This window comes from Streptomyces sp. NPDC000151 (assembly GCF_040301705.1).
In the GTDB taxonomy this organism is placed as follows: domain Bacteria; phylum Actinomycetota; class Actinomycetes; order Streptomycetales; family Streptomycetaceae; genus Streptomyces.
The window spans coordinates 1-10,184 of sequence record NZ_JBEPFC010000205.1; the positions used below are offsets into that span (position 1 = coordinate 1).

Genomic DNA, 10,184 nt, shown 5'->3' on the forward strand with positions numbered 1-10,184 from the left:
GCCCCGCGCCGGCCACCGGGCCCGCCCGCAGCACCCCCCTGCTCGTGCACTGCGTCGTACGCCGGGGACCGCCTGCCTGCTCCCTCGCGGCCTGAGCCGCGAGCCCGCGAGCCCGCGAGTCACCGGTCCCCTTCCGTACCCCCGTGCGGGGCGCAGGACGCCGCATCCGGCGCCGCCCCGGCACCAGCAGACCCCTGGAGCGACACGATCATGAGCAACCGCAACAGCCAGGCGAACAAGCAGGCAGCCCGTGAGCGGCTGCGCGCCGAGCGCGAGCGGCAGGCCAAGAAGGACAAGGTGCGCCGTCAGCTGACGGTCGGCGGCGCGATCGTCGTGGTGCTGGCCATCGCCGGCGGCATCGGGCTGGCCGTGGCCAAGTCCGGCGGCGGCGGCGACGGCAGCCCCGAGGACACCTGGGCCAAGGCCAAGGACGCCAAGCTGGTCAAGCCGGCCCACACCTCCGGCGCCGACGGCACGACCGTCACGATCGGCGAGAAGGGCGCCAAGAACACCCTCGATCTCTACGAGGACCCGCGCTGCCCCGGCTGCGCCAACTTCGAGCAGAACGTCGGCGCGACGGTCGAGAAGGACATCGCGGACGGCAAGTACAACGCCTCGTACCACCTGGGCACGTTCCTGGACGACAACCTCCAGGGCACCGGCTCCAAGAACGCGCTGAGCGCGCTGGGCGCCGCGCTGGACAAGAGCCCCGAGGCGTTCCTCCACTACAAGCTGGCGCTGTACTCGAAGAAGTACCACCCGGAGGAGACCGGCCCGGACAAGTTCGCCGACGACGCGTACCTGATCAAGGTCGCGAACACCGTGCCGGAGCTGAAGAACGACAAGACGTTCCAGAAGCACCTCAAGGACGGCACGTACGACCGCTGGGCGCTGACCATGTCGGACGCGTTCAACAAGGCCAAGGACGTGCGGAGCACGCCCACCCTGAAGCTGAACGGCAAGCTGCTGTCCGCCGACGGGCAGAGCGCCCCGTCCACGGTCGACGCGTTCAACTCGCTGGTCGCGAAGAGCCTGAAGAAGTAGCGGAAGCGGCGGCGACGGCCGGCGGGCGCACGGGCGGTACATGATCCGTCCGCCCGCCGGCTGTTGCCGAATCTTGACCCCGCGGCGGCCGGCCACCGTGGCAGACTCCCGGCCATGGAGGGGACCGAATGAGCAACCGCAACAGCCAGGCCGCCAAGTCCGCCGCCCGTGAGCGCATACGTGCCGAGCGGGAGCGGGAGAAGAAGCGCGCGAAACTCCGCCGCCAGCTCGCCGTCGGCGGCGGCGTGCTCGGCGTCCTGGTGATCGCCGGCGGCATCGGCTACGGCGTCATGAAGGCCAACGAGCCCACCGGCTGGGACGCCGCCAAGGAGGCGAAGCTGGTCGAGCCCGCGCACACGCAGGGCAAGAACGGCACCGAGATCCTCATCGGCGACAAGAAGGCCAAGGACACCCTGGAGGTGTTCGAGGACGTCCGCTGCCCGGCGTGCGCGGCCTTCGAACAGTCCACCGGCAAGGTCCTCCTGAAGGACATCGCGGACGGCCGCTACAAGGTCCGCTTCACGATGTACGCGTTCATCGACGACATGGGCGGCGGCGAGGGCTCCAAGAACGCGCTGAGCGCGCTGGGCGCCGCGCTGGACAAGAGCCCCGAGGCGTTCCTCCACTACAAGGAGGCGCTGTACTCGGTGAAGAACCACCCCGAGGAAAGCGTGGACACCTACGCCAAGGACTCCGCGCTGCTGAAGGTCGCGGAGCAGGTGCCCGAGCTCAAGGGCGACAAGAAGTTCGCGCAGGCGGTGAAGGGCGGCACGTACGACCGCTGGGCGATGGAGATGGCCGGGCTGTTCGGCCGCAAGAACGTCAAGGGCACGCCGACCTTCATGCACGGGGACAAGAAGCTGGAGATGGCGCAGATCCCGCAGCAGCAGATGACGCAGGCGCAGTACAACAAGCTCGCGCAGGCCAACTTCAAGAAGATGATCGACGGGGAGTTCGGCCCGGCGAAGAAGTGACGGCGGCCGCCCGTCCGGAGAAGTGACGGCGCGGGTGCGGTGATCGGGGTACGGGTTCACGGATTCGATGGAATCCGTACCCCTCAGACCACTTACCAGCCAGTAGGGTGATCGGCCGTGACCGATCATGACCAGATCTCGCGCCGTACTGCCGTCACGGCCGTAGCCACGACCGCCGCCCTGCTGCCCTTCGGCGCCGCCACCGCGCGCGCCGCCGAGCCCGCCGCCGCGGCCCCCTTCCAGCACGGCGTCGCCTCCGGCGACCCGCTGCCCGACGGCGTCCTGCTGTGGACCCGCGTCACCCCCGGCGCCGACGCGCTGCCCGGCTCGGGCAAGGGCCCGGCCACCGAGGTGCGCTGGCAGGTGGCCGCCGACAAGGGCTTCGCCAAGGTGGTCGCGCGGGGAACCGCGACCGCCTCGGCGGCCACCGACCACACCGTCAAGGCGGACGTACGGGGACTTTCGCCCGCCACCACCTACTGGTTCCGCTTCACCGCGCTCGGCGTCCACTCCCCCGTGGGCCGCACCCGCACCGCGCCCGCCGCGGGCAGCTCGGCCGCCAACGTCCGCTTCGGCGTGGTCTCCTGCGCCAACTGGGAGTCCGGCTATTTCTCGCCGTACCGCCACCTCGCCGCCCGCACCGAACTGGACGCGGTACTGCACCTCGGCGACTACCTCTACGAGTACAAGACCGGCGAGTACCCGGCGCCGAAGTACGTGGTGCGCCCGCACTCCCCCGGTCACGAGCTGCTCACCCTCGCCGACTACCGGATCCGGCACGGCGTCCACAAGACCGACCCGGACGCGCAGATCATGCACGCCACGCACCCGGTGATCGCGATGTGGGACGACCACGAGTTCGCCGACAACGCCTGGAAGGGCGGCGCGTACAACCACACGCCGGACACCGAGGGCGACTGGGCGGCGCGGATGGCCGCGGCCAAGCAGGCGTACTTCGAGTGGATGCCGGTACGCCCCTCCACCGCCGGCACCACCTACCGCCGCCTGCAGTTCGGCACGCTCGCCGACCTGCACCTGCTGGACCTGCGCAGCTTCCGGGACGAACAGCCGCCGATCGGCAGCGGCCGGGCCGACGACCCGGGCCGCACGATCACCGGGCGCGCCCAGCTGGACTGGCTGAAGGCGGGGCTGGAACGCTCGGCGGCGGCCTGGCGGCTGGTCGGCACCTCCGTGATGATCTCGCAGGTGGCCTTCGGGTCCGTGCCCGCACACCTGCTGGGGCCGCTCGCCGAGGTGCTGGGCATGCCCAAGGAGGGGCTGGCCGTCAACACCGACCAGTGGGACGGCTACACCGATGACCGGCGCGAGCTGCTGTCGCACCTCAGCGACCGGTCCATCGGCAACACCGTCTTCCTGACCGGCGACATCCACATGGCGTGGGCCAACGACGTGCCGCTCAAGGCCGCGACGTACCCGGGGCAGGATCCGGTGGCCACCGAGTTCGTCGTCACCTCGGTCACCTCCGACAACCTGGACGACACCCTGCACGTCGCCCCGCACACGGTGTCGCTGCCCGCCGCCGCGGCCATCCGCGCCGCCAACCGGCACGTGAAGTGGCTGGACATGGACAGCCACGGCTACGGCGTCCTGGACGTCACGGCGGAGCGGACGCAGATGGACTACTTCGCCGTCTCCGACAAGGCCGACCGGAACGCCACGGCCTCGCTCGTGCGCTCGTACCGCACGCTCAGCGGCACCCAGCGCGTGGAGCGGGCCGACGGGCCGGTGATCTGAGCGGGACCCCTGCGGCCGCCGGGCCCGCGCCCGGCGGCCGGCGGCTACAGGTCCGCGGCTACAGGTCGGCGAGGAAGCCCAGTCCGACCTTCCAGGCGCTCTCGGCGGCCTCCTTGTCGTGGTCGGGCAGCCCGTCGTCGGTGAAGAGGTGCCCGGCCCCGGCGTAGCGGTAGATCTCCACGTCGGCGCCGGCCCGCTGCATGCGCAGATACCAGGCGTTCAGCCAGTCGTGCGGCTCGAACGGGTCGGGGTCGGCGACGTGCAGCTGGACCGGCAGCTCGTCCACGGAGGCGTCGTCGGCGATGTCGGACGTGCCGTGCATCAGCAGCAGCCCGCGCGCCTTCGCGTCGCCCAGCGCCAGGGTCTGCGCGACGGAGCCGCCGAAGGACAGGCCCGCGTAGACCACGCCGCGCTCGGAGTACGGGGCCGCCGCCACCACCGCGCGCCGCAGCAGCTCGTCCTTGCCGATCTCGTCCTTGATCGCGATGCCGTCCTCGATGGTGTCGGCGGTGCGCCCGTCGAACAGGTCGGGAACGATCACTTCGTGACCGGCGGCGCGCAGCCGCTCGGCGCCCGCCTGTACAGCCGGCCGCAGCCCGTACACAGAATGGAACAGAATGACGGTTTGAGTCGCCGCAGAGCCGGTCACTGGTTTCACTTCCCTGTCGATGGATCGCACTCCTTCCATCGTGCCAGTTACGGTCGACAGGAAGCGGACCCCGACCAGGAGGAATCACGTGTCCATGGAGGACGTACTGCGTCCGCTGATCGTCGTGGGCGGCTCGGTCGCCCTGACGCTCGCCCTGGGGTGGGCGGCGGACCTGGCGATGCGCCGGGCCGACGCCGCGCGCCCGGACACCCCGCTGTGGGGGCTGCTGCGGCGCTGCCGGATACCGCTCCAAGTGGTGCTCTTGACGGCACTGTTGCGCGGGACCTTCGACCGGACCAAGCTCGCGATCATCGACGCGCACAGCGCCGGCATCGGGCAGCTGCTCTCCCTCGTCCTGATCGCGGCCACCGCCTGGCTGGCGATGCGGGTCTCGGCGGCGATCGTGGAGTCCTCGTACTCGCGGTACGCGGCGGGCGCCCGGGACGCCGCGCGGGTCCGCCGGGTCCGTACGCAGGTCACGCTGATCCAGCGGGTGGTCACCGCGGTGGTCACGGTCGTCGCGGTCGCCGCGATGCTGCTGACGTTCCCGGAGATGCGCGCGGTCGGCACCTCGATGCTGGCCTCGGCCGGCGTGCTGGGCATCGTCGCCGGTGTCGCCGCGCAGTCCACGCTCGGCAACCTCTTCGCGGGCCTGCAGATCGCCTTCGGCGACATGGTGCGGATCGGCGACACGGTCGTGGTGGACGGCGAGTGGGGCACGGTCGAGGAGATCACCCTCACCTTCCTGACCGTACGGACCTGGGACGAGCGCCGGATCACCATGCCGGTCTCGTACTTCACCAGCAATCCGTTCGAGAACTGGTCGCGCGGCGGCGCGCAGATGACCGGCACCGTCTTCTTCCAGCTCGACCACAGCGCGCCGGTCGAGGAGATGCGCGAGAAGCTGCAGGAGATCCTGAAGAACTCCGACGCCTGGGACGGCCGGGCGCAGACCCTGGTGGTCACCGACACCACGCCCACCACGATCGAGGTGCGGGCGCTGGTGACCGCCCGGGACGCGGACGCGATCTGGACGGTGCGCTGCGAGGTGCGCGAGCAGATGATCACGTGGCTGCGGGACGCGCACCCGTACGCGCTCCCGCGCATCGCGACCGCCCCGGCTCCCGACCTGGAGCACGCGCCGCGGCCCCGGCCCTCCCTGGAGAAGTAGCGTTTCGGCAAGGCTCTCAGGAGGGCGTGCGCAGGCTGCGCACGTCCAGGTGGCGCAGCACCCGGTCGACGACCTCCGGGTCCGAGCCGGGCTCGCTGCGTGCGGAGAGCACTTCGTGGCGCGCGGCCGAGAGCAGCTCGCCCTGGATGCGCTGGACCTTCTTCACGCGCGCGATGCGCTTGTCGTAGCCCTCGCGCCGCTCGTCGTCCACGATGTCCGGCGAGATGCGGGCGCCCATCTCGTACGTGCTCCGGGACAGCCGCTCGACAACCTCGTCGGACAGCTCCTCCTCGGCCAGCACCTCCTTCAGCCGCTGCCGGGACGCCTTGACCACCCGGACCGCCAGCTCGCGCTCCAGCGCGTCCTCGGCGTCCGAGTCGGCCCGCACCCCCAGCTTCTTGACCAGGAAGGGCAGCGTCAGGCCCTGCACGACGAGGGTGGCCAGTACCACCGCGAAGGCGATGAAGAGCATTTCGTCGCGGGCGGGGAACGCCTTGCCGCCGTCGATCTCGTACGGGATGGCCAGCGCCAGCGCCACCGAGGCCACCCCGCGCATCCCCGACCACCACATCACGATGGTCTCCCGCCAGCTGGTGGGGATCTCCTCCGCGATGCGGTGCCGGTGCATCCGCTTGGCCAGCCACGCGGCGGGCAGCAGCCACAGCAGCCGCAGGCCCACGACGACGCCGATGACGGCGGCGCAGGCGCCCAGCAGCTGCTGCCAGCGGCCTGCGGCGGTGCCGAAGATGTTGTGCAGCTCCAGGCCGATCAGGCCGAAGGCGACGCCCGTGACGAGGGTGTCGACGACCTCCCAGAAGGTGTGCCCGGCGAGCCGGCCCATCACGTCGTCGGCGTCGGCGGCGTAGTGCGCGAGGAAGAGCGCGGCGGTGAGCACCGAGAGCACGCCGGAGCCGTGCAGCTCCTCGGCGAGGACGTACGCCACGAACGGCACCAGCAGCGACAGGCCGACCTGGAGGGTGGCGTCGTCGACCACGTCCATCAGCTTGTTGGCCAGCCAGCCGAGCACCACGCCGACCGCTATGGCCACGACGGCGGAGAGCACCAGCATGCCGACCGCGGCCGGCGCCGAGAAGGTGCCGGAGACCGCGGCGGCCAGCGCCACGTGGTACAGCACGATGGCGGTGACGTCGTTGAACAGCCCCTCGCCCTCCAGGATCGACACCAGTCGGCGGGGCAGCCCGAGCTTGCCGGCGACGGCGGTCGCGGCGACCGGGTCCGGCGGCGCGACCAGCGCGCCCAGTACGACGGCGGCGGCCACCGGCAGGCCGGGGACGACGCTGTGCGCGACGGCGGCGACGGCCGCGGTGGTCGCGAACACCAGCGCCACCGCGAGCAGGAAGATCGGTCTGATGTTGGCGGTGAACTGCCGCCAGGACGTGCGCTGCACCGCCGCGTACAGCAGCGGTGGCAGCAGCAGCGGGAGGATGTACTCCGGCGGCACGTGGACGTTCGGTACGAACGGCAGCAGGGCCAGCACGGCGCCCGCGAGCGTCATCAGCACCGGTGAGGGCAGCCCCAGCCGGTCACCGAGCGGGACCATGACCACGGCCCCGAGCAGCAGGACGAACATCAGGGCCAGCTGGTCCACGGCAGGCACGCTCCGGAGCTTCGAAATCAGTCGATCACTGATCAAGCCTGCCATGAAGTCCGGAAAACGCCCGTCGGCGGCTCCTCCGGTGGCGGCCGCCCGGGCCTACGGAGCCGCCCGCCGGCCTCAGGCGCTCTCGGCGCGCACCCGGTCCAGGGCGCGCTGCAGGTCCTCCGGGTAGCTGCTCTCGAACTCCACCCAGCGGCCGTCCGACGGGTGCTCGAAGCCGAGGCGTACGGCGTGCAGCCACTGCCGGGTGAGGCCGAGGCGCTTGGCGAGCGTGGGGTCGGCGCCGTAGGTGAGGTCGCCGACGCAGGGGTGGCGGTGCGCGGACATGTGCACGCGGATCTGATGCGTGCGGCCGGTCTCCAGCTTGATGTCCAGCAGGCTGGCCGCGCGGAACGCCTCGACGAGGTCGTAGTGCGTGACGGACGGCTTGCCGTCGGCGGTCACGGCCCACTTGTAGTCGTGCTGCGGGTGGCGGCCGATCGGGGCGTCGATCGTGCCGCTGAGCGGGTCGGGGTGGCCCTGGACGAGGGCGTTGTACCGCTTCTCGGGGACGCGCTCCTTGAACTGCCGCTTCAGGGAGGTGTACGCCCGCTCGGACTTGGCCACGACCATCAGGCCGGAGGTGCCGACGTCCAGGCGGTGCACGACGCCCTGGCGCTCGGCGGCGCCGGAGGTCGAGATGCGGTACCCGGCGGCGGCCAGGCCGCCGATGACGGTGGTGCCGGTCCAGCCGGGGCTGGGGTGCGCGGCGACGCCGACCGGCTTCATGATCACCACGATGTCGTCGTCGTCATGGACGATCTCCATGCCCTCGACGGGCTCGGCGACGATCTCCACGGGGGCGGGGGCCTGGGGCATCTCGACTTCCAGCCAGGCGCCGCCGTGCACCCGCTCGGACTTCATCACCTCGGCCCCGTCGACCCGGACCTTTCCGGCAGCGGCCAGCTCGGCGGCCTTCGTACGGGAGAAGCCGAAGATGCGGGCCAGCGCGGCGTCTACGCGCTCGCCCTCCAGGCCGTCCGGTACGGGCAGGGTGCGGATCTCGGGAATCGTGCTCACCCCACGAGTATGGCAGTCGTGACGCGTGCTCCCGCCCGGGTCCCGTACGGCCCCTGGTGCGGCCCTTGATCCGGCCCCGAGCCCGGCCTCCGGTCAGTCCTTGTGGAGGGTGCCGTCCGGGTCCAGGCCGCGGAAGGAGAGCAGCACGATCAGGATGCCGCCGCACACGATCCCGGAGTCGGCGAGGTTGAAGACCGCGAAGTGCGCGGGGGCGATGAAGTCGACCACCGCGCCCTGGAAGACGCCGGGCGAGCGGAAGAGCCGGTCGGTGAGGTTGCCGAAGGCGCCGCCGAGCAGCAGGCCGAGCGCGAGGGCCCAGGGCAGGCTGTAGAGCTTGCGGGCGATCCGGAAGATCACCACGATCACCGCCGCGGCGATCAGCGTCAGGAAGATGGTCAGCGCCTCGCCCATGCTGAAGGCGGCGCCGCGGTTGCGGATCACCTCGAACTGCAGCAGCGTGCCGATCACCTGAACCGGCTCGTGGTGCTCCAGCTTGGCCACCACCAGCAGCTTGCTGCCCAGGTCCAGGAGGTACACGATCAGCGCGACGAGCAGCAGCGCGCCGATCCGCCGCCGCCCGCGCGGCGCGGCCGTCGCGCCTGCCTCCGCCGCGCCCTGCCCCGCGGCTTCCCCGCCGTCCCCCTGCCCGGGCTCCGGTCCGGTGCCCGGCGTACCGGTGATGCGCTCCGCCTCTGCCACGTGTGAGTCCTCAGCCCGTCGTGTCCGCGGCCAGGCCCCCGCCTGGCTGAGCTCCGAGGGTACGGCACACGTCTGACCCCGATGAGGGCGCGCCCCGATGAGAGCGCGCCCCGTAAGGGGCGCGGGGAACTGCGCGCCCAGCCAGTACGGCGCCGCACCCGCCCACGGGACAGAAGCTGCCCCGCGGGAAGGCGCAAACCGGTGAACCAGGGGCTCCGTCCCTAACGGCGCTCGGTCTTCTGCTTGCACTCCACGCAGAGCGTGGCCCGGGGGAACGCCTGCATACGGGCCTTGCCGATCGGCTTGCCGCAGTTCTCGCAGAGCCCGTACGTGCCCGCGTCCAGCCGCTCCAGCGCCCGTTCGGTCTGCAGCAGCATCTCGCGCGCGTTCGAGGCCAGCGCCATCTCGTGCTCGCGGGTGATGTTCTTCGTACCCGTGTCGGCCTCGTCGCCCGCGCCGTCGCCGGAGTCCCGCATCAGGCCCGCGATGGCGTCCTCGGAGGACCGGATCTCGTTGCGCAGCCGGTCCTCCTCGTCCCGCAGCATCGAACGGGCCTCGTCGACCTCGGCCTCCGACCACGGCTCCTCGCCCGGCCGTACGGGCAGCTCGGCGGCGGTCGCCGGGCCGGTACGCGCCTTGGGCAGGGCCGTCGCGGCGGCCGTCTGCTCGCTGTCGTCCACCGCAGCGGCCGGTGCCCCGCCCGGAGTCTTCTTCGCCACCACCGTCTTGGCTCCCGTCTTCTTCGCGGGCACCGCCTCTTTTGGCGGTGCAGCCTTCCTGGCCGTGCTCCTGCCGGCGGCCGTACCGGCCGTCGTTCCCTCCGCGCCGGTGTCCCCGGCGGACGCCTGCTCCGCCGTGGCCCTCCCGGCCGGGGCTCTCTTGGCCGGCGCCTTCTTGGCCGCGGCCTTCCTGCCCGTGGTCTTCTTGTGCGCACTCTCCTTGGGAGGCGGATTCCCGGTCGCGGTTCTGTCGGTCCCGGTGTCGTCGGGCGCCGTCTCCGCGGGCGCGTGCCCCGTCGCGGCCTCCTCGGCCGCGGCGTCCTCCGCCGCGTCCTCCCCCACCGGCGCGTTCCCGGTCGCCGTCTTCTTCGCCGCGGCCTTCTTCGCCGTCTTCTTGGCGGGCGGCTTCGTCCCGGAGCTGTGCCCTGCCCCGGCCGGCCCGAGGGGCGCGCCGCCGACCCGGGCCGCCACGTCCCGCCGGCCCGTCACGGGGTCG

Annotated in this window: 9 protein-coding genes; 4 read left to right on the forward strand and 5 right to left on the reverse strand. The window is 71.9% G+C overall.

Features of this window, described 5'->3' with window-relative positions:
• Window positions 1-210 precede the first annotated feature (210 nt).
• The 3 genes from ABT381_RS33140 (at window position 211) to ABT381_RS33150 (ending at window position 3,773) form a co-directional block, all read left to right on the forward strand.
• Complete coding sequence (locus tag ABT381_RS33140) at window positions 211-1,044, forward strand: thioredoxin domain-containing protein (RefSeq protein WP_351600896.1); 834 nt, start codon at window positions 211-213, stop codon at window positions 1,042-1,044.
• 128 nt (window positions 1,045-1,172) lie between these two features.
• On the forward strand, window positions 1,173-2,018 hold the full coding sequence (locus tag ABT381_RS33145) for a thioredoxin domain-containing protein (protein WP_351600899.1): 846 nt from the start codon (window positions 1,173-1,175) through the stop codon (window positions 2,016-2,018).
• Between the two features lie 117 nt (window positions 2,019-2,135).
• Window positions 2,136-3,773: an alkaline phosphatase D family protein gene (locus ABT381_RS33150; protein ID WP_351600902.1), complete on the forward strand. Its 1,638-nt coding sequence runs from the start codon at window positions 2,136-2,138 to the stop codon at window positions 3,771-3,773.
• Between the two features lie 58 nt (window positions 3,774-3,831).
• On the opposite strand, the gene ABT381_RS33155 is transcribed toward ABT381_RS33150, so the two are convergent.
• Window positions 3,832-4,422: a dienelactone hydrolase family protein gene (locus ABT381_RS33155; protein WP_467754627.1), complete on the reverse strand. Its 591-nt coding sequence runs from the start codon at window positions 4,420-4,422 to the stop codon at window positions 3,832-3,834.
• Between the two features lie 94 nt (window positions 4,423-4,516).
• On the opposite strand from ABT381_RS33155, the gene ABT381_RS33160 reads away from it, so the two are divergent.
• On the forward strand, window positions 4,517-5,593 hold the full coding sequence (locus ABT381_RS33160; RefSeq protein ID WP_351600915.1) for a mechanosensitive ion channel family protein: 1,077 nt from the start codon (window positions 4,517-4,519) through the stop codon (window positions 5,591-5,593).
• A 16-nt stretch (window positions 5,594-5,609) separates the two neighbouring features.
• On the opposite strand, the gene ABT381_RS33165 is transcribed toward ABT381_RS33160, so the two are convergent.
• The 4 genes from ABT381_RS33165 to ABT381_RS33180 form a co-directional block, all read right to left on the reverse strand.
• Complete coding sequence (locus tag ABT381_RS33165; RefSeq protein WP_467754636.1) at window positions 5,610-7,184, reverse strand: Na+/H+ antiporter; 1,575 nt, start codon at window positions 7,182-7,184, stop codon at window positions 5,610-5,612.
• A gap of 144 nt (window positions 7,185-7,328) precedes the next feature.
• A complete protein-coding gene (locus ABT381_RS33170) occupies window positions 7,329-8,270 on the reverse strand; it encodes an RluA family pseudouridine synthase (protein WP_351600907.1) in 942 nt (313 codons plus the stop codon).
• 93 nt (window positions 8,271-8,363) lie between these two features.
• Window positions 8,364-8,969: a signal peptidase II gene (gene lspA, locus ABT381_RS33175; RefSeq protein WP_351600909.1), complete on the reverse strand. Its 606-nt coding sequence runs from the start codon at window positions 8,967-8,969 to the stop codon at window positions 8,364-8,366.
• Window positions 8,970-9,190: 221 nt separating this feature from the next.
• Window positions 9,191-10,177: a TraR/DksA family transcriptional regulator gene (locus tag ABT381_RS33180; protein WP_502965735.1), complete on the reverse strand. Its 987-nt coding sequence runs from the start codon at window positions 10,175-10,177 to the stop codon at window positions 9,191-9,193.
• Between the last annotated feature and the right edge of the window lie 7 nt (window positions 10,178-10,184).

Coding starts and splice junctions, on each gene's coding strand:
- ABT381_RS33160 (WP_351600915.1), top strand. CDS start 4,517: ATGGAGGACGTACTGCGTCCGCTGATCGTCGTGGGCGGCTCGGTCGCC.
- ABT381_RS33140 (WP_351600896.1), top strand. CDS start 211: ATGAGCAACCGCAACAGCCAGGCGAACAAGCAGGCAGCCCGTGAGCGG.
- ABT381_RS33145 (WP_351600899.1), top strand. CDS start 1,173: ATGAGCAACCGCAACAGCCAGGCCGCCAAGTCCGCCGCCCGTGAGCGC.
- ABT381_RS33165 (WP_467754636.1), bottom strand. CDS start 7,184: ATGTTCGTCCTGCTGCTCGGGGCCGTGGTCATGGTCCCGCTCGGTGAC.